Source organism: Nocardioides exalbidus (assembly GCF_900105585.1).
In the GTDB taxonomy this organism is placed as follows: domain Bacteria; phylum Actinomycetota; class Actinomycetes; order Propionibacteriales; family Nocardioidaceae; genus Nocardioides; species Nocardioides exalbidus.
On sequence record NZ_FNRT01000002.1, the window covers coordinates 2,375,677 to 2,397,427 of the forward strand.

Annotated in this window: 25 protein-coding genes; 14 read left to right on the plus strand and 11 right to left on the minus strand. The window is 71.8% G+C overall.

What is annotated here, in order from left to right; all coding sequences use genetic code 11:
- The first annotated feature begins 131 nt into the window (after positions 1-131).
- The 5 genes from rpsM to rplQ all read left to right on the plus strand — a co-directional run bounded on the left by rpsM (position 132) and on the right by rplQ (position 3,468).
- Positions 132-506 (plus strand): 30S ribosomal protein S13, encoded by a 375-nt coding sequence (gene rpsM / locus BLV76_RS11715; RefSeq protein ID WP_090969288.1) that lies wholly within the window; start codon positions 132-134, stop codon positions 504-506.
- A gap of 67 nt (positions 507-573) precedes the next feature.
- Entirely contained in the window at positions 574-969 is a 396-nt protein-coding gene (rpsK, locus tag BLV76_RS11720; RefSeq protein WP_010831742.1) for a 30S ribosomal protein S11, read from the plus strand.
- Positions 970-997: 28 nt separating this feature from the next.
- The gene (rpsD, locus tag BLV76_RS11725; RefSeq protein WP_090969289.1) at positions 998-1,606 is read left to right on the plus strand and encodes a 30S ribosomal protein S4; all 609 of its coding nucleotides are present in this window, start codon (positions 998-1,000) and stop codon (positions 1,604-1,606) included.
- A 118-nt stretch (positions 1,607-1,724) separates the two neighbouring features.
- A complete protein-coding gene (locus BLV76_RS11730) occupies positions 1,725-2,744 on the plus strand; it encodes a DNA-directed RNA polymerase subunit alpha (RefSeq protein WP_090969290.1) in 1,020 nt (339 codons plus the stop codon).
- A gap of 115 nt (positions 2,745-2,859) precedes the next feature.
- Positions 2,860-3,468 (plus strand): 50S ribosomal protein L17, encoded by a 609-nt coding sequence (rplQ, locus tag BLV76_RS11735; RefSeq protein ID WP_090969291.1) that lies wholly within the window; start codon positions 2,860-2,862, stop codon positions 3,466-3,468.
- 74 nt (positions 3,469-3,542) lie between these two features.
- On the opposite strand, the gene BLV76_RS11740 is transcribed toward rplQ, so the two are convergent.
- The 5 genes from BLV76_RS11740 to BLV76_RS11760 form a co-directional block, all read right to left on the minus strand.
- Complete coding sequence (locus BLV76_RS11740) at positions 3,543-4,496, minus strand: ketopantoate reductase family protein (RefSeq protein WP_090969292.1); 954 nt, start codon at positions 4,494-4,496, stop codon at positions 3,543-3,545.
- Positions 4,497-4,519: 23 nt separating this feature from the next.
- Entirely contained in the window at positions 4,520-5,083 is a 564-nt protein-coding gene (locus BLV76_RS11745) for a TIGR03086 family metal-binding protein (protein ID WP_090969293.1), read from the minus strand.
- A complete protein-coding gene (locus BLV76_RS11750) occupies positions 5,083-5,592 on the minus strand; it encodes an SRPBCC domain-containing protein (protein WP_090969294.1) in 510 nt (169 codons plus the stop codon). Before BLV76_RS11750 ends, BLV76_RS11745 begins: the two co-directional genes overlap by 1 nt.
- Positions 5,589-5,969, minus strand: a complete 381-nt coding sequence (locus BLV76_RS11755) for an ArsR/SmtB family transcription factor (RefSeq protein WP_090969295.1) — start codon at positions 5,967-5,969, stop codon at positions 5,589-5,591. Before BLV76_RS11755 ends, BLV76_RS11750 begins: the two co-directional genes overlap by 4 nt.
- An 81-nt stretch (positions 5,970-6,050) precedes the next feature.
- On the minus strand, positions 6,051-6,542 hold the full coding sequence (locus BLV76_RS11760; RefSeq protein ID WP_090969296.1) for a hypothetical protein: 492 nt from the start codon (positions 6,540-6,542) through the stop codon (positions 6,051-6,053).
- 75 nt (positions 6,543-6,617) lie between these two features.
- On the opposite strand from BLV76_RS11760, the gene truA reads away from it, so the two are divergent.
- The 3 genes from truA (at position 6,618) to BLV76_RS11775 (ending at position 9,203) form a co-directional block, all read left to right on the plus strand.
- Entirely contained in the window at positions 6,618-7,454 is an 837-nt protein-coding gene (gene truA, locus BLV76_RS11765) for a tRNA pseudouridine(38-40) synthase TruA (protein ID WP_090969297.1), read from the plus strand.
- Positions 7,447-8,067, plus strand: coding sequence for a class I SAM-dependent methyltransferase (locus tag BLV76_RS11770; RefSeq protein WP_090969298.1), 621 nt, complete (start codon positions 7,447-7,449; stop codon positions 8,065-8,067). The genes truA and BLV76_RS11770 overlap by 8 nt, the downstream gene beginning before the upstream one ends.
- A gap of 122 nt (positions 8,068-8,189) precedes the next feature.
- Positions 8,190-9,203 (plus strand): IS481 family transposase, encoded by a 1,014-nt coding sequence (locus BLV76_RS11775; protein ID WP_090969299.1) that lies wholly within the window; start codon positions 8,190-8,192, stop codon positions 9,201-9,203.
- Here BLV76_RS11775 and BLV76_RS11780 read toward each other — a convergent pair.
- The 3 genes from BLV76_RS11780 to BLV76_RS11790 are packed head-to-tail and all read right to left on the minus strand — an operon-like array spanning position 9,200 to position 12,215.
- The gene (locus BLV76_RS11780) at positions 9,200-10,129 is read right to left on the minus strand and encodes a phosphotransferase (RefSeq protein ID WP_175539643.1); all 930 of its coding nucleotides are present in this window, start codon (positions 10,127-10,129) and stop codon (positions 9,200-9,202) included. The genes BLV76_RS11775 and BLV76_RS11780 overlap by 4 nt on opposite strands.
- 43 nt (positions 10,130-10,172) lie before the next feature.
- The gene (locus BLV76_RS11785; RefSeq protein ID WP_175539644.1) at positions 10,173-10,934 is read right to left on the minus strand and encodes a class E sortase; all 762 of its coding nucleotides are present in this window, start codon (positions 10,932-10,934) and stop codon (positions 10,173-10,175) included.
- A 24-nt stretch (positions 10,935-10,958) separates the two neighbouring features.
- The gene (locus BLV76_RS11790) at positions 10,959-12,215 is read right to left on the minus strand and encodes a cytochrome P450 (protein ID WP_090969301.1); all 1,257 of its coding nucleotides are present in this window, start codon (positions 12,213-12,215) and stop codon (positions 10,959-10,961) included.
- A gap of 99 nt (positions 12,216-12,314) precedes the next feature.
- Here BLV76_RS11790 and mgrA point away from each other — a divergent pair, with 99 nt between their 5' ends.
- Genes mgrA through BLV76_RS11810 form a run of 4 tightly spaced genes read left to right on the plus strand, consistent with a single transcriptional unit; the run spans position 12,315 to position 16,264 of the window.
- Entirely contained in the window at positions 12,315-13,349 is a 1,035-nt protein-coding gene (mgrA, locus tag BLV76_RS11795) for an L-glyceraldehyde 3-phosphate reductase (RefSeq protein ID WP_090969302.1), read from the plus strand.
- Entirely contained in the window at positions 13,346-14,716 is a 1,371-nt protein-coding gene (locus BLV76_RS11800; protein ID WP_090969303.1) for an FAD-dependent oxidoreductase, read from the plus strand. The genes mgrA and BLV76_RS11800 overlap by 4 nt, the downstream gene beginning before the upstream one ends.
- Before the next feature lie 44 nt (positions 14,717-14,760).
- On the plus strand, positions 14,761-15,276 hold the full coding sequence (locus tag BLV76_RS11805) for a SigE family RNA polymerase sigma factor (RefSeq protein WP_090969304.1): 516 nt from the start codon (positions 14,761-14,763) through the stop codon (positions 15,274-15,276).
- A complete protein-coding gene (locus tag BLV76_RS11810; protein ID WP_090969305.1) occupies positions 15,269-16,264 on the plus strand; it encodes a hypothetical protein in 996 nt (331 codons plus the stop codon). The genes BLV76_RS11805 and BLV76_RS11810 overlap by 8 nt, the downstream gene beginning before the upstream one ends.
- An 18-nt stretch (positions 16,265-16,282) precedes the next feature.
- Here the strand turns inward: BLV76_RS11810 and BLV76_RS11815 are convergent, their stop codons facing one another.
- The gene (locus BLV76_RS11815) at positions 16,283-17,536 is read right to left on the minus strand and encodes an Nramp family divalent metal transporter (RefSeq protein ID WP_090969306.1); all 1,254 of its coding nucleotides are present in this window, start codon (positions 17,534-17,536) and stop codon (positions 16,283-16,285) included.
- 75 nt (positions 17,537-17,611) lie between these two features.
- Between BLV76_RS11815 and BLV76_RS11820 the strand changes: the two genes are divergently transcribed.
- Entirely contained in the window at positions 17,612-19,291 is a 1,680-nt protein-coding gene (locus tag BLV76_RS11820) for an ABC-F family ATP-binding cassette domain-containing protein (protein WP_090969307.1), read from the plus strand.
- 42 nt (positions 19,292-19,333) lie between these two features.
- Here BLV76_RS11820 and BLV76_RS22535 read toward each other — a convergent pair whose 3' ends face one another.
- Positions 19,334-19,960: a collagen-like protein gene (locus BLV76_RS22535; protein ID WP_175539645.1), complete on the minus strand. Its 627-nt coding sequence runs from the start codon at positions 19,958-19,960 to the stop codon at positions 19,334-19,336.
- 172 nt (positions 19,961-20,132) lie between these two features.
- On the opposite strand from BLV76_RS22535, the gene BLV76_RS11830 reads away from it, so the two are divergent.
- On the plus strand, positions 20,133-20,615 hold the full coding sequence (locus BLV76_RS11830) for a cupin domain-containing protein (RefSeq protein WP_175539646.1): 483 nt from the start codon (positions 20,133-20,135) through the stop codon (positions 20,613-20,615).
- On the opposite strand, the gene BLV76_RS11835 is transcribed toward BLV76_RS11830, so the two are convergent.
- Positions 20,602-21,750 carry an acyl-CoA dehydrogenase family protein gene (locus tag BLV76_RS11835; protein WP_090969309.1) on the minus strand — a complete coding sequence of 383 codons (1,149 nt, stop codon included), beginning with the start codon at positions 21,748-21,750 and terminating at the stop codon, positions 20,602-20,604. The genes BLV76_RS11830 and BLV76_RS11835 overlap by 14 nt on opposite strands.
- Position 21,751: the final 1 nt, after the last annotated feature.

Consider the following 21,751-nt stretch of genomic DNA (forward strand, 5'->3'; position numbering starts at 1 on the left):
CAACGTGATCGCTAGGCCGGGCACCGCCCGTCCGAACCACCTCCGGAGCACTGGCCGGAGCTCGAGTCCCCTCGGGGGTCGAGGCGCGACACGTCCGAAACCAGGGCGAGAAACAGAACAGGAACCACCACATGGCACGCCTCGTTGGTGTCGACCTCCCGCGCGACAAGCGCATCGAGGTCGCTCTCACCTACATCTACGGCATCGGCCGTACCCGCTCCCAGCAGCTGCTCGCTGCCACCGGCGTGGACCCGAACGCTCGCGTCCACACGCTCGGTGACGAGGAGCTGGTCAAGCTTCGCGACGAGATCGAAGCCAACTTCAAGATCGAGGGTGACCTCCGACGTGAGGTCCAGGCGGACATCCGCCGCAAGATCGAGATCGGCAGCTACCAGGGTCGCCGCCACCGCATGGGCCTTCCGGTCCGCGGCCAGCGCACCAAGACCAACGCGCGCACCCGCAAGGGCCCGAAGCGCACCGTCGCCGGCAAGAAGAAGGCGAAGTGATCGGCGCCCTGCGCTGATCACCGCCGTCATCGAAGCTTCCAGACCAGAACCTCACAGGAGTTACTGAATGCCTCCCAAGAGCCGCGCGACCAAGGTCCGCCGCAAGGAGAAGAAGAACATCGCTCAGGGCGAAGCCCACATCAAGAGCACGTTCAACAACACCATCGTCACGATCACCGACCCGACCGGTGCGGTGATCTCGTGGGCCTCTGCCGGCACCGTCGGCTTCAAGGGCTCGCGCAAGTCCACCCCCTTCGCCGCCCAGATGGCTGCCGAGGCCGCCGGCCGTCGCGCCATGGACCATGGCATGAAGAAGATCGACGTCTTCGTCAAGGGTCCGGGCTCGGGTCGTGAGACCGCCATCCGTTCGCTGGGTGCCATCGGCCTCGAGGTCGGCACCATCCAGGACGTCACGCCCACACCCCACAACGGATGCCGGCCGCCCAAGCGCCGCCGCGTCTGACCCGAGACTGAGAAAGAGAGACTGAAACATGGCCCGCTACACCGGTCCCATGACCCGCAAGTCGCGCCGTCTCGGTGTCGACCTCGTCGGCGGTGACGCTGCCTTCGAGAAGCGTCCCTACGCGCCCGGCCAGCACGGTCGCGGCCGCATCAAGGAGTCCGAGTACCTGCTGCAACTCCGTGAGAAGCAGAAGGCGCGCTTCACCTACGGCGTGATGGAGAAGCAGTTCGTCCGCTACTACAAGGAGGCCAGCCGTCGCCAGGGCAAGACCGGCGACAACCTCCTGCAGCTCCTCGAGTGCCGCCTCGACAACGTGGTCTACCGCGCCGGCTTCGCCCGGACGCGCCGCCAGGCCCGCCAGCTCGTCGTGCACGGCCACTTCCAGGTCAACGGCAAGAAGGTCGACATCCCGTCCTTCCAGGTCACCGACCACGACATCATCGACGTGCGCGAGAAGTCGCTCGAGTCGACCCCGATGATCGTGGCCCGCGAGACCCACGGCGAGCGCGTGACGCCCGCCTGGCTGGAGGTCATCCCGTCGCGGATGCGCATCCTCGTGCACCAGGTTCCGATCCGGGCGCAGATCGACGTCCCGGTCCAGGAGCAGCTCATCGTGGAGTACTACTCCAAGAAGTGACCCCTTGTCGGTGGCCTCCTCCTCGATCGGGGGAGGCCGCCGACGCCCCTCTTCCACACCACTCCTCATCATGTTCGGATCCGTCAAATAGCGGGTGGATCCGGAAAGGACAGCCTCCGTGCTCATCGCTCAGCGCCCCACCCTCACGGAAGAGACCGTCGACGAGTTCCGCTCGCGGTTCGTCATCGAGCCGCTGGAGCCGGGCTTCGGCTACACGCTCGGCAACTCGCTGCGTCGTACGCTCCTCAGCTCGATCCCGGGTGCGTCCGTCACCAGCATCAAGGTCGACTCCGTCCTCCACGAGTTCTCGACCATCGAGGGCGTCACCGAGGACATGACCGAGATCATCCTCAACCTCAAGGGCATCGTCGTCTCCTCCGAGCACGACGAGCCGGTCGTGATGTACCTCCGCAAGTCCGGTGCCGGTGACGTCACCGCCGCCGACATCACGCCGCCCGCCGGTGTCGAGGTCCACAACCCCGAGCTCAAGATCGCCACGCTGTCCGACAAGGGCAAGCTGGAGATGGAGCTCGTCGTCGAGCGTGGCCGCGGCTACGTCTCGTCGGTCCAGAACAAGGGTGCCGACAACGAGATCGGCCGCATGCCGGTCGACTCGATCTACAGCCCCGTGCTGAAGGTGACCTACAAGGTCGAGGCCACCCGTGTCGAGCAGCGCACCGACTTCGACAAGCTCGTCATCGACGTCGAGACCAAGCAGTCGATCCGTCCCCGTGACGCGATCGCCTCGGCCGGCAAGACGCTCGTCGAGCTCTTCGGCCTGGCCCGTGAGCTCAACGTCGAGGCCGAGGGCATCGACATCGGCCCGTCGCCCGTCGACGAGCAGCTCGCCGCCGACCTGGCCCTGCCGGTCGAGGACCTGCAGCTCACGGTTCGCTCCTACAACTGCCTCAAGCGCGAGGGCATCCACACCGTGGGTGAGCTCATCTCCCGCTCGGAGCAGGACCTGCTCGACATCCGCAACTTCGGCGCCAAGTCCATCGACGAGGTGAAGGCCAAGCTCGTCGAGATGGGCCTCTCGCTCAAGGACAGCGCGCCCGGCTTCGACCCGCACGCCGCCCTCGCCGCCTACGGCGACGACGACGACGACGACGCGTTCATCGAGGACGAGCAGCTCTGATCTCCCGGTCCCGGCCACCTCACGGTGGCCGGGATCGTACGACCCAAACCGACCGGCAGCCCTGCCGGTCGTCTACCCGGGTACCTGACACGGCCCGAGAGAAGGAAGGCACGACATGCCCAAGCCCAAGAAGGGCCCCCGCCTCGGCGGCAGCCCGGCCCACCAGCGCCTGATGCTGTCGAACCTGGCCACCGCCCTGTTCGAGCACGGCCGGATCACCACCACCGAGACCCGCGCGCGCCTGCTGCGCCCGGTCGCGGAGAAGCTGATCACCAAGGCCAAGCGGGGCGACCTGCACAACCGTCGCGAGGTCCTCAAGACCATCCGCGACAAGTCGGTCGTGCACACCCTGTTCACCGAGATCGCGCCGACCTTCTCGGAGCGTCCCGGCGGCTACACCCGCATCACCAAGATCGGCCCCCGCAAGGGCGACAACGCCCCCATGGCGGTCATCGAGCTGGTGACCGAGGCCTACAGCCCGAAGGCCCCCTCCACCAAGAAGACCGAGGCTGCCGCCGCTCCCGCGCCGGCCGCCGAGCCCGAGGTCGAGGAGACCGAGGCCACCGCGGCCGAGGAGCACGAGGCTGCCGCCGCCGAGCACGAGGCTGCTGCCGAGGAGCACGAGGCCGCCGCTGAGGAGCACGAGGCTGCTGCCGAGGAGCACGAGGCCGCCGCTGAGGCTGCCGAGTCGGACGAGACCCCCGCGGACGAGTCCAAGGCCTGAGCCACACAGCCGCACCACGAAGGCCCGCCACCCCACCCGGGGCGGCGGGCCTTCGTGCGTCCTGACGGGACGGGTCAGAGGGAGGCCAGGACCTCGGCGGCGTCGAGGGAGCGGGGACGTACGCCGTCGCGCGCGGCAGCGTTCGAGATCCGCTGGAGGGCGGCGTTGGCGGGGACCGGCACTCCGTGGAGGCGCCCGAGGAGCACGATCTCGCCGTTGAGGAGGTCGGTCTCGACGTCGCCCGTGCCGCGGGTGAGGCTCTGCCAGGTGGAGCCGAAGGCGTCGGCGCGCTGGCGGCCCCGGAGCTTGTCGCCGCGGCGTACGGCGTCCTCCTCCGTCGACACGACCGGGATCCCGGCGGCTGCGAGGACGGCCTCGCCCTCGGCCCGGACGCGGTCCTGGAGCTCGTCGGCGGCGGGGGAGGGCTCGAAGCACGCCTGCACGGCGTTGCCGAGGTTGAGCACGAGCTTGCGGTGCTTCCACGCCATGATGTCGGGCCGCGGGACCGACTCGAAGCCGGCGCGCTGAAGGTCGTCGGAGACCGCGGTGCAGACGTCGTCGACGCCGGTCGGGTAGCGGCCGATGTCGAGCAGGCCGGGGATCGGGTGGCACTGCTGGACCACGACGCCGGGCTCGAGGTGGGCGCACGGCTGCATGACGGTGATGCCGTAGGTCCGCTCGAACCGGCGCAGCAGCTCGCGCTCGTTGGCGACGCCGTTCTGCACCGAGACGACCGGGGTGCCGGGCGGGGCGCTGGTGGCGAGGTCCTCCAGGGCGGCGACGGTCTGCTGGCCCTTCACGCACAGGAGCACGACGTGGTCGTCCGCCCAGGTGACGTCGGCCGGGGAGCCGACGGCTTCCACCCGGGCGACCTCGCGGCCGGCCGCGGACTCGACGACCAGGCCGTCGGTGCGGATGGCCTCGAGGTGCGGGCCGCGCGCCACGAGCGTGACGTCGACCCCCGCCAGGGAGAGCCGTGCGCCGATGACTCCACCGACCGCACCGGCCCCGATGACGACGTACCTCATGCCGCCACCCTAGGAGGTGACGACTACCGGCCTGCCCGGGCGGGGTCGCGACCCACGAAGCCGATCAGCCGGGCGACGACGGGGGCGTCGTCGGGGACGGGCACGGCGGGGCCGTACTGGCCCGAGCTGCGGAGCACGTCCTCCATCGCGGCCATCCCGCCGAGCAGCTCGGCTGCGAAGTCCTCGTCGAGCCGGGCGACCTGGCCGGTCGCGGTGGCGAGGTCCCAGGAGTGCATGAAGACGTCGGAGACGTAGAACCGGTCGATGGCCTGCGCCAGCGTCATGGTGCCGAGGAAGGGGTGGGTGAACTCGTCCTCGCCGCGGTCGGTGAGCAGCGACTGGACGCCGTCGGCGTGGTGCTGCCAGGCGCCGACGGGGTCGTCGGCGGCAGACGGGCCGGCGGGCAGCTCGACGCCGCCGGAGGCGAGGAAGCCCGGGAGCCAGGTGACGAGGTGGTCGACCACGTCGCGGGCGGTCCAGCCGTCGACGGGAGCGGGGGCCGACCAGTCGGTGGTCGCGCCGACGAGCCGGGAGAACTCCCCGGCCACCTGCTCGTGGCGGGCGGCCGGGGCGTCGGGGAGCGCCATCAGAGGGTGCCCTCCGCGAGCATCCGGTCGAGCTTGGCGTAGCCGTCGTGGATGCCGGACTCCATGCCGCTGGCGAGCATCTGGTCGCGTCCCTCGAAGGAGTCGCAGAGGGAGAACGCGTGGAGCCGGGTGCGGCCGTCGCCGAGGTCCTCGAACGTCAGCGTCTCGAGGGCGACCGCCTCCGGCATGCCCTCCCACGTGAAGGTCTGCACGATCTTCCCCTCGCCCACGAACGGGAACGTGCCGCGGAAGGCGTACTCCTCCTCGCCGCGGGTGGAGACGTAGCGGTAGGCGCCGTTCGTGCGGCACGACCACTCCTCGACGCGGGTGGAGAGCGAGCTCGGCCCGACCCACTGGGCGAAGAGGTCGGCGTCGGTGTGCGCGCGCATCAGCTGCGCGGGCGTGGCGTCGAAGTCCCGCCAGATGTGGACGGCCGGCACGTGCTCGTCGGCGAGGATGGCCGCCTCGGGGAAGCGGGTGGACGTGTCGGGGCTCTGGGTGGTGGTCATGATGCGGTTCCTTCCTGGGTGAGGTCACTGCGGGTGGTCGTGCTGGTCGTGCTGTCGTCGTCCTGCATCCGCGCGAGCACGGCGTCGAGGCGGCTGAACTGCTCCTCGGCCCGTCGGCGGTAGCGCTCGATCCACGCGGTCATCAGGTCGAACACCTCGGCTTCCAGGTGCACCGGGCGGCGCTGGGCCTCCTTGGTCCGGGTCACCAGGCCGGCGTCCTCGAGCACCTTCAGGTGCTTCGAGACGGCCTGGAGGCTCACGTCGTAGGGCTCGGCGAGGTCGCCCACGGTGTGGTCGGCCTCGGTGAGACGAGCCACCATGTCGCGACGGGTCGGGTCGGCGAGCGCGGCGAAGACGCGGGAGAGCTGGTCCGTCATGGAGCACCTTCTTCAACTGATCGGTTGAATAGAAGGTAGGGCGATGGACGTGACGTTGTCAACCCATCGGTTGACAAAGGGTCAGCGGGGCACCCGGACCGTGCGCGAGGTCGCAGCCCCGCACTCCGCGACACCGGAGCTGTAGGCCAGCGAGACGGTCACGTGGTAGCGCGCACCACCGCGCCCCGCGAACCTGCGGCGGCCGTCGTGGGACGCGATCGACGCGACCACCTTCTCGTCGCGGTCGGCCCGCTCGCGCCAGAGCGTGATCTTGGCGCGCGCGGAGCATGCCTTGACCGGTGAGGTCACCCGCGCCTGGAGCCGGCGCTCGCCCTTCAGCCACGTCAGCGACACCCGGCGCGACGCCGACGGACAGCCGGTGGGGTTGCTCGACGCGACGGTCGGGCAGCCGTCGCCGTCGTCGGGGAGGCCGTCGCCGTCGGAGTCGGGGCCGGCGTGCGCGACGGCACGCTCACCCGCGGGCGATGCCGCGGCGGCCGGCGCGGCGACGTGGGACGTCGGCGCGAGGAGGACGACGGACGCGAGCAGCGGGGCGAGGCGCAGGGAAGTCATGACGTGGCCAGAGTAGGCACGGTCAGGCCCCGGGTGCGAGTGAACGTCCGGCACCACGCCACCTAGGATCGTCCCGTGCGGCTGCGGATCGACTGTGCCTATGACGGCACCGACTTCTCCGGGTGGGCCGCCCAGCCGGGGCTGCGCACCGTGCAGGGCACGCTCGAGTCCGCGCTCGCGACCGCGCTGCGGGTGCCGCAGCCGCGAGTGACCGTCGCCGGCCGCACGGACGCCGGCGTGCACGCGCGCGGCCAGGTGGCCCACCTCGACGTCGAGCCCGGGGTCCTCGAGGCCTCGGCGGGACGGTCGGCCGACCCGCCGCTGGACGCCCTCGCCCGCCGGGTCGACGGGATCCTGCCACCGGACCTGCGCGTACGACGCGTGAGCGAGGCGCCCGCGGGCTTCGACGCCCGCTTCTCCGCCGTCTGGCGCCGCTACGCCTACCGCATCGCCGACGCGCAGGAGCTGGCCGACCCGCTCGTGCGCGGACACGTGCTCAGCTGGGGTCGCCGGCTCGACGTCGAGGCGATGAACGAGGCCTCCGCGCCACTCGTCGGGCTCCGGGACTTCGCGTCCTTCTGCAAGCAGCGCGAGGGCGCGACCACGGTGCGGACCCTGCTCGACCTCGACTGGCGTCGCGACGACGCGGGCCTGGTGGTCGGGGCGGTGCGCGCCGACGCCTTCTGCCACAACATGGTGCGCGCGCTCGTCGGCAGCCTGATCGCGGTCGGGGAGGGTCGGCAGCCGACCTCCTGGCCCGCCGAGGTGATGGCCGGACGACGCCGCGACCAGGGCGTGCGCGTCGTGCACGCCCACGGGCTCACGCTCGAGGAGGTCGGCTACCCCGACGACGACGAGCTGGCCGCACAGGCCGACCGTGCCCGAGCCAAGCGAGAGGCCATCGATGCCTGACCCGAACCCCGACGAGACCGTCGAGCACTACTTCTCCGCGGACCCGAGCGTGCCGTTCGAGCGGGAGAGCTTCACCGCCGAGCTGTGGGGGAGCAGCCTGACCTTCGAGACCGGGGCGGGCGTGTTCAGCCGCGGCCACCTCGACCACGCGACGGCCGTGCTGTTCCAGGAGCTCGACCCGCCGCCGCAGGGCCAGTTCCTCGACCTCGGCTGCGGCTACGGCGTGATCGGGCTGGCGCTGGCCCGGGCGGTGCCGCTCGCCAACGTGACCGCCGTCGACGTCAACGAGCGCGCGCTCCTGCTCGCCAACGAGAACGCCCGCGCGGCCGGGCTCGACCCGCGCTTCGTGGCCTGCACGCCCGAGCAGGTGCCGGGCAACCAGGTCTTCGACGAGATCTGGTCGAACCCGCCGATCCGCATCGGCAAGGCGGCGCTGCACGAGCTCCTGCTCACCTGGCTGCCGCGGCTCGCGCCCGGCGGCCGGATGGTGATGGTCGTCGGCAAGTTCCTCGGCGCCGACTCGCTCCAGCGCTGGCTCGTCGAGCAGGGCTGGCCCACCGAGCGCCTGGCGAGCCACAAGGGCTTCCGCGTCCTGGAGACCCGGCGCGGCTGAGCGGCTGCTAGGTGTACTGACCACAGAGGTTGGTGACAGCCGACTGGGTCTAGACGAGATGGAGACCTCCGGGTGAGGTGTGAAGCAACCACGCATTCGCACCCCAGATCCCGGAGGTCTCCATGTCCCACGCTAATGCCACGCTGACCCCGCGAGGGCGGCTGTATCTGGCCCGCTGTGTCGTCGAGGACGGCTGGCCGCTACGACGTGCTGCCGAGCGGTTCCAGGTCTCACCCACGACCGCGAAGCGGTGGGCCGACCGCTACCGCGAGCACGGTCCCTCAGCTATGGGCGACCGATCCAGCCGGCCACACCACTCGCCACGACGCACCAGCCGCCGGCTCGAGGCCAAGGTCAAGCACCTGCGCACCACCAAACAACTCGGCCCCGTGCAGATCGCCGGCCGGCTCGACATGAACTCTTCCACGGTGGGACGGGTGATCGCGCGGCTTGGACTGCCCAAGCTGGTCGGGATCGATCGCGCCACCGGCCTGCCGGTCCGCCGTGACCCCGTGGTGCGCTACGAGCACCCATACCCGGGCGATCTGGTCCACGTCGACATCAAGAAGCTCGGCAACATCCCCGACGGCGGCGGCTGGCGCATCCACGGCCGCAGCCAGGGCGGGGTGAACAGCCAGGCGCACCGCGACCCGGACCGGCCCCGCAAGGTCCACGGCCGACCGAACCTGGGCTACGCCTACATCCACACCGCGATCGACGACCACACCCGACTGGCCTACTGCGAGATCCACTCCGACGAGCAGGGCGCCACCGCGGCCGGGTTCTGGCGTCGAGCCGTGGCGTGGTTCAACGCCATGGGCATCCACATCCGTCGAGTGCTGACCGACAACGGCGCCTGCTACCGCTCACGCATGTGGGCCGAGGCCATTGACGAGACCGGATGCCGACACAGCCGCACCCGTCCGTACCGACCTCAAACCAACGGCAAAGCAGAACGCTTCAACCGCACCCTGCTCACCGAGTGGGCCTACGCCAAGCCGTACTCCAGCGAGACCGCCCGACGACGGGCCTTGCCAGCCTGGCTGCACATCTACAACCATCACCGTGCACACAGCTCACTCGCAGGCAACCCGCCCATCAGCCGCGTGACCAACCTGCCGGGTCAGTACAGCTAGGCAGCGCCGCCGAGGAACATCCCCAACCGCGTCCGGGTCTGCTCCGGGTCCCCGGGCATCGCCCCGTTGACAGCCCGGCAGATCCACCCGAGCCGCATCGCCCGGCGTGCGGCGTCGCCGAGCTGGTCGGGTGAGAGGTCGTAGGCCTCCGCGTAGGGACGCAGGTAGGCCGCGAGGTGCGGCCCGAGGTCCTCCGACCCCGCGACGTCGTCCACGCCCCACGCGATCACGCCCTCGAGCGTCACGGCGAGGGTGAAGAACGGGTGGGAGACGCAGGCGTCGCCCCAGTCGAGGATGTGGGCGCGACCGCTGGCGAGGAACACCTGGCCGTCGTGGAGGTCGTCGTGCTGCACCGTCTCCCGGACGCCGTACGCCGCCAGCGCGTCGCACAGCTCCGCGACCGCCGGCGGGTCGGGCAGGCGCGGGTCGGGGTCGTCGAGGCCGGCCAGCAGGTCGGCGTATGCCCCGGGCAGCGTGTGCAGGCGGCGGTCGGGCACGCCGAGGGCGAGGAGGGTGTCGACCTCGTCCTCGCAGGCGATCTGGATGCGCGCGTAGGCCCCGAGGGCCTCGGCCCAGTGGTCGAGGCTGCGCTCCTCGGCGACCACCTCGCGCAGCCGGGGAGACATGTCGGCCATCAGCATCCAGCCCGTCTCGAGGTCGAACGGCCAGGGGACGGGCACCCGCTCGTGCGAGCGAGGCGCGAGGAAGGCGGTCAGCGCCGCCTCGTGCGCCATCGACTGGTCGTTGGCCTTGAACCACCTCGTGCCGAGCCGGGTCGTCACCCGCATGACGGTCGACCAGTCGGTGACGTGGGTCTGCTCGATCGCGACGACGGGCGAGTCGGTTCCGTCGAGCTGGTCGTGGATCCACGCGTGGACGGCGGTGACGAAGTCGGGCTCGCGCCAGCGGTCGCTCAGGTCGGGCATGCCGCGCATCCCATCCCGGCACCGCGAACGGGGTCAACCGGATTCAGGCCGGCCGGGTGTCGACCAGCACCCCGATCTTGTCGATGCGGTGCTCGGGGTTGTCGAACCGGTCGGCCCAGTAGTTGCCGTTGGCGTGGTCCTCGAGGGTCGCGCAGGTGGACAGCGTGATCATCGGCCGCGTCGCGGTCTCGTCCGGGTGTCCGGGCACCTCGGCGCGCTGGGCGCGCAGCGAGGCGGGCCGGCGGAACGACGTCCAGCGGGTGCGGCGCACCTCGTAGACGAAGACCGTGTCGCCGGTCCGCACGAGGATCCGGTCGCCCCGCACGAGCGACGGTGAGCTGCGCAGCGGGGCGGTGCCGGTGAGCCGGTGCCCGGTGACGATGTAGTTGCCGACCTCGCCGGGCGCGGTGCCGCCGCGCGGGCCGCGGGGCGAGGCCATCTCCCCGGCGTCCTGCAAGGCCGTGCCGGGAGCGTCGTCGGGCGAGCCGCGGTAGCGCACGACGGGGAAGTCGCGCAGGCCGATCGCCGGGATCGTGACGAAGGAGCGCCGGGGCTCGGGCACGGCGGCCGGCTCGCTGGTGGGCTCGGCGGTGGGCTCGGCGGTCGGCTCCTCGGTGGGCGCCGTCGTCGTCGCCTCCGGGGTGGGGCTGGTCGGGCTCGGGGTGGCCGGGGTCGACGGGGTGGCCGGCGCGGACGTCGTACCACTCTCGGCGGGTGCGGTGCCGCGGCGCGGGTCCTCGGCGGTGCAGCCGGTGGCGACCGCGACGACTGCCGCGGCGAGCACGAGGGCGGGACGGCCTGCCACGCCTCCCACCGTACGGAGACGGGCCTAACCCAGCCGGACGGGCAGCCGGTCCACGGCGTGGACGATGGCGAGCTCGCTGAACGTCAGCTCCGACGGGTCGCAGGCGAGCGACAGGTCCGGGAAGCGTCGGGCGAGCGCGACCAGGGCCGTGCGCAGCTCCATCCGGGCGAGCTCGGCGCCGACGCAGCGGTGCAGGCCGTGGCCGAACGCGAGCGTGCCGGCCGCGTCGGTGGTCGGGTCGAACGACTGCGGGTCGACGTGGCGCGCCGGGTCGCGCCCGGCGCCGGTGAGCGAGACCACGACGATGTCGCCCTTGCGCACGCGCGCCCCGCCGATCTCGACCTCGTGGCGGGCGATCCGGGGGAAGGCGACCTGGACCGGGCACACGAAGCGCAGCAGCTCCTCGACCACGCGGTCGACCTCCTCGGCGTCGCCGTGCTGGAGGGTCTTCCACGACTGCGAGTCCTGGAGCAGGACGTAGGTGCCGAGCGAGAGCATGCTGGCGCTGGTCTCGTAGCCGCCGAGGAAGATGCCGTCGGCGAGCCCGCCGAGCTCGACGTCGTCGAAGTCGGCGCCGTGGTCGGCGACCATCCGGGACACGAGCCCGTCGGGCAGGTGCGGGTCGCGCCGTTCGGACTCGACGAGGTCGATGAGGAACTCGCGCGTTCCGGTCGCGGTGTCGAAGATGCCGGCCCCGGCGTCGCGCAGGTCGAAGCGCGCGGCGCCGTGCTGGCGGAACTCCGCGCGGTCGACGTCGGGCATGCCGAGCAGGTCGCAGATGACACCGAACGGCACGGCGAAGCCGAAGTGCTCGACGAGGTCGACCTCGGGGCCGTGGGCCTCCATGTCGTCGAGCGCGGCCTCGACCACGCGGTCGATGTCGTCCTGGAGCTCGGCGAGCCGCCGGCGGGTGAAGTAGGGGGTCAGCACGCCCCGGAGCCGGCCGTGGTCGGGCTGGTCGGTCATGCCGAGGCCACCGATCCGCTCCGCCGGCGCCCTGTCCTGCCGCCCGATCAGCCCCCGCACGTCGTTGGCGAACGCCCCGGAGTCGGCCAGCACGGACCGGGAGACGTCGTAGCCCGTCACGAGCCAGAGCCGGGTGCCGAAGAGCCGGCCCAGCTGGACGACGTCGCCGCGGGCGCGGCTGGCCTCGAGGCGGGGCACGGGCTGGACGCCGTCGCGCTGCAGCGGGAAGCGGATGCTCGCCGGGACGCGCTTCACGGACGCGATCGCGAGGCGCAGTGCGGAGCTGCGCAGGGCGGTGGCGAGCGAGGAGGACATGGGGCAAGTCAACCCTGTCGGGTGGCACTCCACCATCAGGCATCCCCCCGACACGCCTCCGGGGCCATCCCTGAGGCGCGAACGGGCAGGATGGGGCCCATGGCCTACGACGCAGCCCCCGACAGGTACGACGACTCCACCGGCATGCAGTACCGCTTCACCGGCCGGAGCGGTCTCAAGCTCCCGGTGCTGTCCCTCGGGCTGTGGCAGAACTTCGGCACCGACCGGCCCGAGGAGACCCAGCGCGCGATCCTGCGCCGCGCCTTCGACCGGGGCGTCACCCACTTCGACCTGGCCAACAACTACGGCCCGCCCTACGGCCGCGCGGAGGAGAACTTCGGGCGCTACCTCGAGGACGACTTCAAGCCCTACCGCGACGAGCTGATCATCTCCACGAAGGCCGGCTGGGACATGTGGCCGGGCCCCTACGGTCAGGGCGGCGGGTCCCGGAAGTACGTCCTCGCCTCGCTCGACCAGTCGCTGGCACGCCTCGGCCTCGACTACGTCGACATCTTCTACAGCCACCGCTTCGACCCCGACACCCCCGTCGAGGAGACGATGATGGCGCTCGACGCGGCCGTGCGGTCGGGCCGCGCGCTCTACGTCGGCATCTCGTCGTACTCCGCGGCGAAGACCAAGGAGGCCGCCGACATCGCGCGCGAGCTCGGCACGCCGCTGCTGATCCACCAGCCGTCCTACAACATGCTCAACCGCTGGATCGAGGACGGGCTCCTCGCCGAGCTCGAGCAGCAGGGGATGGGCTGCATCGTCTTCTCCGCGCTCGCGCAGGGGCTGCTCACCGATCGTTACCTCGACGGTGTGCCGCAGGACTCCCGTGCCGCGCGCGACGACTCGACGATGACCGGGCTCGACGACGAGACGCTCGAGCGGGTGCGCAACCTCAATGAGATCGCCCAGGAGCGCGGCCAGAAGCTCGCCCAGCTCGCCCTCCAGTGGGTGCTGCGCGACGAGCGGGTGACCAGTGCGGTGATCGGGGCCTCGAGCGTCGAGCAGCTCGACACCAACCTCGATGCCCTCGAGAGCCCGGCCCTGACGGGGGTCGAGCGCGCGGCGATCGACTCCTTCGCCGTCGAGTCCGGCATCAACCTCTGGGCGAAGCAGACGGAGGAATGAGCGCGTCTCCGCAGCGGGTGGTCGTCGTCGGGGCCGACGCCGCCGGCATGTCCGCCGCCCACCAGGCGCTGCGGACGGCCAGGCGGACCGGTCGTGAGCTGGCGATCACCGTGCTCGACAAGGGCACCCACACGTCCTACAGCGCCTGCGGGATCCCCTACTGGATGGCCGGTGACGTCGCGAGCGGTGACGACCTGGTCGCGCGCACGGCCGAGCAGCACCGCGAGGCCGGCATCGACCTGCGGCTCGGGACCGAGGTGGTCGCCGCCGACCTCGCCGCGCGGACGGTGACGACGGCCGACGGCACCGTGGTGGAGTACGACGACCTGGTGGTCGCCAGCGGCGCCCCGGCCGTGGTGCCCGACTGGGCGCTGCGCCCCGACGGGTCGGCCCACGACGGGGTGGGTGTGGTCAAGACGCTCGACGACGGCGCGGAGTGGCTCGAGCGGTTCGCTGCCGCGGGCGACGACGCGCGCGTGGTCGTCGTGGGTGGCGGCTACGTCGGCGTCGAGGTGGCGGAGGCGGCCCTGCGGCACGGATTCGCGGTCACCGTGATCACCCGTGGTCAGGGCATGTCGATGCTCGAGGACGAGATGAAGGAGCGGGTCAACGCCGCCCTGCGCGAGGCCGGCGCCGAGGTGGTCCTCGGTGCGGAGGTGACCGGGCTCGACACGCGCGACGGCCGCGTCACCGGCGTGCACTGGGACGGCGGGAGCCGGCCGGCCGACCTCGTGGTGGTCGCGACCGGCGTCCGTCCGGCCACGTCGTTCCTGACCGGTTCGGGTCTCGAGATGACCGGCAACGGCGCGCTCCGGCCGGACCCGCACGGTCGCGTCGCCGAGCACGTGTGGGCGGCCGGCGACTGCTGCGAGGTGCGGCGGCGGATCGACGACGCATGGGTGTTCCGCCCGCTCGGGACCTATGCCACCAAGCACGGACGTGCGCTCGGCGACAGCCTCGCCGGGGGATCGCTCGCCTTCGACGGCATGGTCGACACCGCCATCACCCGCTTCGTCCACGGCGACACCTACCTCGAGATCGCCCGGACCGGGCTGTCGCGCGACGAGGCCGCGGGCCTCGACGTCGTCGCGCTGGTGACGGAGGGGACCACGACCACCGACTACATGCCCGAGGCCGAGCCGATCGCGATCTGGGTGATGGCCGATCGCGAGACCCGCCGCCTGCTCGGCGTGCAGGTCGTCGGCGGCCGGGGTGCCGGCAAGCGCATCGACACCGCCGCCGCCGTGCTCTGGTCCGGCGGCACGGTCGACGACCTCGCGTGGATGGACCTCGCCTACGCCCCGCCGTTCTCCTCGACGTGGGAGGTGCTCGGCGTGGCGGCCCGGCGGGTGGCGGAGAGAATCTGACGCCTGCCCTGCAACACCCGGCCGGGATGCGGCGTTGGTAGGGCATGACGACGTTGATCGAGCTCGGGAGGACCCGCGTGGAGGTGCCCGACTTCGACAGCTGGGTCGCGGCCCGGGGTCCGGGACTCCTGCGGCTGGCCTACGTCCTCACCGGCAGTGCGACCGACGCCGAGGACGTCGTGCAGGACGCGCTGTCCCGGGCGCTGCCGCGCTGGTCGCGGATCGCACGCGTGGAGGACCCCGACGCCTACGTGCGCCGGATGGTCGTCAACGCCAACGTCTCGGGCTGGCGAAAGTTCCGCCGGCGCGAGCTGCCCGTCGACACCGTCCTCGACCGTCCGGTGCCTGCCGGCGTGGAGCCGGAGGAGCGCGACCGGCTCTGGCGCGCCTGCCGGGCGTTGCCGGCCGACCAGCGCACCGCAGTGGTGCTGCGGTTCTACGAGGACCTGGACTACGCCGAGATCGCCGCCCTGACCGGGGTGCGCGAGGGCAGCGTGCGCTCCCGCGTGTCCCGCGGGATCGCGACGCTCCGACACGAGCTGGGAGACGACGATGAGTGAGCGGACGAGCGATCTCGAGGCACGGCTGCGCGACGCCCTCGGCGAGCACGCCGCGGCGGCGCCCGACGCGACCGGGCTGGCCGCGGGTGCGCGGCGACGGCTCCGCCGGCGTCGTACGACACTCGCGGTGGCGGTCGCGGGCGTGGTCGCGGCCGCAGTGCCGTGGGGGCTCACCGCCCTGGGCGACGGCGGCGGGAGCGGGACGGGTGACCCGGACGGCACGCGTGTGGCCACGCAGCCGCCGGTGGCGATCCCCCAGGGCTTCCGCGCCGAGACCTGGCACGACCTGACCTTCGACGTGCCCGACGACTGGAGCCACGGCGGCACCGACTGGTGCGCCTTCGACGGCACGCTCGGCGATGCACCGCGGGTCGCGCGACCGGACACCGTCGCCTTCCGGATCGGGTGCTCGCCCACCCACGGCTGGGGCGCGACGATCGGGGTGCTGGACGGCGAGGAACCGCCCTACGCCAGTGGTGACGTCTGGCAGGCGTGGTTCGAGGGGGAGGACCCGGACTATCCCGACGGGACGTGGATGGGCTACTGGCAGGACGGACAGGACACGGTCGTGGTGGCCACTCCCGACGAGGCACTCACCCGCCGGATCGTGGACTCCGTACGACGCTTCGTGGGTGTCGACCCCCACGGCTGCCCGGCCACGCTCGGGGACGCTGAGGCGCTCACCTCGAGCGACAGCCCGCTCACGCTCTGCCGCTACGACGCGCAGGACCTGCTCGCAGCGAGCGGGACCTGGACAGGTGGGGCGGCCGCGAGCCGGTGGACCACTCTCGAGCAGGCGCCGGTCGCCACCCTCGACAGCGGCTGCGCCAACCAGTCCCTGAGCAGCCGCATCGTGGTCCTCGACGCCGACGGCTACCGCGGCACGGGGGTGGTCGACGGCTGCCGGAAGGGCCTCGGCCTCTACTTCGACGGCTCGACGCGGAAGCTGACCCCGGCGGCGCACCAGGTCCTGGCCTCGATCGGCTGAGCCTCGATCGGCTGAGCCTCAGTCGGGCTGGACCGCCTTGCGCACCTCGTTGACGCAGAGCGCGACGAAGGCGAGCGCGCAGAGCACCATCAGCACGTTGGAGTGGAGCTTGTTGCGCCACTCGGCCGGCGTCCGGTCCGTGTTGAGCAGCCACAGCAGGGTGACGGCGAGGAACGGCATGAAGAACGCGCCGAGGACGCCGTAGGCGAGGATCAGCCAGACCGGCTTGCCGAGGAACATCATGATCATCGGCGGGAAGGTCAGCCAGAGGATGTAGGCGCGGTACCACCTGCCGCCGGCGCGGGCGTCGTCGGCGGGACCGTTGGTCATGTGCCGCATGAAGTCGGCGAACATCAGGCTGACGCCGTTCCACACACCGACGAGCGACGACATCGCCGCCGCCCAGAAGCCCAGCAGGAAGAGCTTGCCGGCCCACTGGCCGTAGCGGTCCTGGAGCACGACGCCGAGGTCGACCAGGCCCTGGTCGCCGCTCTCGATCGCGACGCTGGTCGAGTAGAGCAGCTCGGCGCCGACGACGAGGGTGGCCAGCACGAAGATGCCGGTGACGATGTAGGCGACGGTGTTGTCGATGCGCATGACCCGCATGAACTCCGGCGTGTTCCAGCCCTTCTCGCGCAGCCAGTAGCCGTAGGCCGCCAAGGTGATGGTGCCGCCCACGCCGCCGGCGAGCGCCAGCGTGTTGACCAGGCCGTCCTCGGGGATGCGCGGCGCGAGGCCGGTCAGCAGCTCACCGAGGTTGGGCAGCGTCAACAGGGCCGCGCCGACCATCGTGACGAACATGATCCCGACCAGCGCCGCGAGCACCTTCTCGAAGATCCCGTAGCGCCCCGTCCACACGAGCAGCAGGCCCAGGACGCCGGAGAGGATGCCCAACCACGTCGTCGACAGGCCGCCGGCGAGACCCTGCAGGGCGAGCCCGGTGCCGGCCATCGCGGCAGCGCCGTACACGAAGCCCCAGATCACGATGTAGGGCGCGAAGTACCACGTCGTCCATGCCCCGAGCGAGCGCCAGCCCTCGAAGATCGTCTTTCCGGTCGCCAGCGAGTAGCGGCCCGCGCCCTCCACCAGCACGATCTTCATCACGCAGCCGACGACCACGCACCACAGCAGCGTGTAGCCGAACTTCTGCCCCGCGATCAGCGTCGCGACCAGGTCGGCCGCACCGACGCCGGTGGCGGCCACCACCAGTCCGGGACCCACGATCTTCCACTTCGTGGCGGGCGCTTGCTCGGGCGTGGTCGTCGAGGCCATGCGTGCCACCCTAACGGTGGACTAGACCGCATATCCATGCGACGACTCGGGGTCGGGCTTGCGACAATCGTCCACGTGGGACATGTGGACGTGGCCGGTGTGAGGTACGAGCTGCCGGACGGGCGGGTGCTGCTCGACGACGTCAGCTTCCGGGTCGGCGACGGCCAGAAGGTCGCCCTCGTCGGCGCCAACGGGGCCGGCAAGACGACGCTCCTGCGCATCGTCACCGGCGACCTGACCCCGCACGCGGGTGTCGTCACCCGGTCCGGCGGGCTCGGGGTGATGCGCCAGTTCGTCGGCCACGGCGGCGGTGACGAGACCGTCCACGACCTGCTGCTCTCGGTGGCCCCGCCGCGGGTCCGCACGGCCGCGGAGGCCGTCGACGCCGCCGAGCTGGCGCTGATGGACGTCGACGACGAGCGCACCCAGATGGCCTACGCGACCGCCCTGGGGGAGTACGCCGACGCCGGCGGCTACGACACCGAGGTGGTCTGGGACGTGTGCACCACCGCGTCGATGTCGCTGCCGTTCGACCGCGCGCGCCACCGCCTGCTGTCGACCCTCTCCGGTGGTGAGCAGAAGAGGCTGGTGCTGGAGTACCTCCTGCGGGGCCCCGACCAGGTGCTGCTGCTCGACGAGCCGGACAACTACCTCGACGTGCCGGGCAAGATCTGGCTCGAGGAGCGGATCCGCGAGTCGGCGAAGACCATCCTGTTCATCAGCCACGACCGCGAGCTGCTCAACAACACCGCGACCCGCATCGTCACCGTCGAGCTCGGCAGCGCCGGCAACCTCGTGTGGACCCACCCGGGCGGCTTCGCGTCGTACCACGAGGCGCGCAGCGACCGCTTCGAGCGCTTCGAGGAGATGCGCCGGCGCTGGGACGAGGAGCACGCCAAGATCAAGGCGCTCGTGCTGCGGCTCAAGATCAAGTCGGAGTACAACGACGGCATGTCCTCGCAGTACCGCGCGGCGCAGACGCGGCTGAAGAAGTTCGAGGACGCCGGACCGCCGATGGAGCAGCCGCGCGAGCAGCAGGTGACGATGCGGCTCAAGGGCGGGCGCACCGGCAAGCGCGCCGTCGTGGCCACGGGGCTCGAGCTCACCGGTCTGATGAAGCCGTTCGACCTGGAGGTCTGGTACGGCGAGCGGGTGGCCGTGCTCGGCTCCAACGGATCGGGCAAGTCGCACTTCCTGCGTCTCCTCGCAGCCGGCGGCAGCGACCCGGACGTCGAGCACCAGCCGGTCGGCGACCCGCCGGAGCCGGTCCGCCACACGGGCAACGCCAAGCTCGGCGCCCGGGTCCGTCCGGGGTGGTTCGTGCAGACGCACGCCCATCCCGAGCTCGTCGGCCGGACGCTGCTGGAGATCCTGCACCGCGGCGACGACCACCGTGACGGCATGGGCCGCGAGGCCGCGAGCCGGGTGCTCGACCGCTACGAGCTCGCCCACGCCGGCGAGCAGGCCTTCGAGTCGCTGAGCGGCGGCCAGCAGGCGCGCTTCCAGATCCTGCTCCTCGAGCTCTCCGGCGCCACCCTGCTGCTGCTCGACGAGCCCACCGACAACCTCGACGTCCAGTCGGCCGAGGCGCTGGAGGCCGGGCTCGAGGCCTTCGAGGGCACCGTGCTCGCGGTCACCCACGACCGCTGGTTCGCCCGCGGCTTCGACCGGTTCCTGGTCTACGGCGCCGACGGCGAGGTCTACGAGTCGCCCGGCCCGGTCTGGGACGAGGGACGCGTCAGCCGGGCCCGATGACGCGGAGGCGGCGTCCGGGACTCCTCGTACCTCGGCCAGGCCTCAGGAGACGTTGACGCAGACCACCCAGGCCTCGCCGAACCCGGGCGTCGGAGCGCTGGGGCCCGGCGAGTACTCGACCTGCCACCCGGTCCCGTCGCTCAGCGGCTTGCTGTCGTCGAGGAACCACATGTACTGCGCCTGGCTCCCGCCGCCGCCGATGGCCTTCTTGCCCGTCGGGCAGAGTGCCTGGGCGGTGTAGGACCCGTTCGACGACACCGTCGTCCCGCGCACCACCTGGTAGCCCGAGACCCCCGCCGGCCCGACGGGGCCCTGGGGCCCGTCGGCGCCCCTCGGGCCCGTCGCCCCGGCCGGTCCGGTCACCCCGGTGGCTCCGGCAGGTCCGGTCGGCCCGGTGGTTCCGGCAGGTCCGGCCGGACCGGTCGCGCCGGCGGGGAGCTGGCCGTCCGCGAAGTCCTTGGCGGCGAGGCTCCCGTCCGCGACGTCCTGGCTGCTGATCGCGCCGTTCTTGACGTTCTTGCCCGTGATGGTGCCGGCCTTGAGGTCCTTGCCCGTCAGCGACCCGTCGAGGACGTCCTTGCCCGTGACCTGCACGGCGGCGTACGACGTCCCGCCGAGTGCCACCACCAGCGCCAGCGTCGAGGTCACGTGCGCGTAGCCGATCCTCATGTGTCCACCCGTCCCGGAGTCGTGGGCGTCCGTCGCGGCTGCCACGTCCCTGCCCGCGCACGACCTTCCCACTGCGCGCGCGGTGTGGTGGTGGATTCGCCGATTTCGCCGGTGCGCGAGCCGCATCGCCGGACCCTTGCCACGCGAGGGCACCAGGGTGATGCTGACGGGTGTGACCTTCCACGGTGGCTACGCCCTGCGACCGGGGGATGCGCTCGAGGACCTCGACATGGGAGGCGGCAGCCTGCTGTCGCTCAAGGTGACGGCAGCCGAGTCGCACGGTCTCGTCACGGTCCTCGAGGGGGTCGTCCTCGCGGGAGGGCCGCCGCTGCACGTCCACGACGCCGAGGACGAGGTCGTCGTCGTGGTCGAAGGAGAGCTGGACTACCAGGTCGGGGCCGAGCGAGGTGTCCTCGCCGAGGGCGGCGTGCTGTGGTTCCCGCGGTCCGTGCCGCACGCCGTCGCCAACCTGGGCGCGGCACCGTGCCGGTTCGTCACCGTGGTCACGCCCGGTGGCATCGAGGAGTTCTTCCGCGGCCAGCGCGACTACCTCGCCGGCCTGTCGCCGGGGCAGGTCCCCGATCCCCGCGCGATGGACTCGATCGAGGGTGCCGAGCAGCGCCGCGTGGTCGGCCCGCCGCTCAGAACGCGCTGATGCCCGTCTCCGCGCGCCCGATGAGCAGCTTCTGGATCTGCGAGGTGCCTTCGTAGAGCGTCATCACGCGGGCGTCCCGCAGGTACTTCGCGACCGGGAAGTCGTCGACGTAGCCCGCCCCGCCGTGCACCTGGATCGCGTTGTTGGCGGCGCGGACCGCGGCCTCGGACGCGAAGAGCTTGGCCTTGGACGCGGCGGTGCCGTAGGGCTCGCCGCGGTCGATCAGGTCGGCGCAGCGCCACGCCAGGAGGCGGGCCGCGTCGGCGTCGACGGACATGTCGGCGATCAGGTCCTGCACGAGCTGGAACGACGCGATCGGCTTGCCGAACTGCGTGCGCTCGGCGGCGTACGCCACCGACGCCTCGAGGCAGCCCTGCACGATGCCGACGCAGCCGGAGGCCACCGCGAGGCGCCCCTTGTCGAGGGTGCCCATCGCGATCTTGAAGCCCTGGCCGACCTCGCCGAGGCGCGCGGAGTCCGGGAGCCGTACGTCGTCGAGGAACAGCTCGGCCGTCGCCTGGCCGCGCAGGCCGAGCTTGTTCTTCACCTCGCGGGCGCGGAAGCCGGGGGAGTCGGTCGGCACGAGGAACGCGGTCACCCCGCGCGGGCCGTCGTCGCTGGTGCGGGCGAAGACGAGGGCGACGTCGGCCCAGGTGCCGTTGGTGATGAAGAGCTTCTGGCCGTTGACCACCCAGTCGTCGCCGTCCCGGGTGGCGCGCGAGGTGAGGTTGCCGGCGTCCGAGCCGGTGCCGGGCTCGGTGAGCCCGAAGCACCCGAGCTTCGTCGCGGACGCGAGCGCGGGCAGCCACTCCTGCTTCTGCTCCTCGGTGCCGTGGAAGAGGATCGACTTGCCGACGAGCCCGCTGCTGACCGAGACGATCCCGCGCAGCGCGGAGTCGGCGCGGCCGAGCTCCTCCATCGCGAGGGAGTACGTCACGTAGTCGCCGCCGACGCCGCCGTACTCCTCCGGGATGGTGAGCCCGAAGAAGCCGAGCTCGGCCATCCGGGGCACGATCGCGAGGTCGACCGACTCGTCGTGGTCCCACTGCATCCGGTGCGGGACCGCCTCGCGCTCGAGGAAGTCGCGCGCCAGCGACCGGAAGGCCTGCTGCTCCTCGGTGAGCGAGAGGTCCATG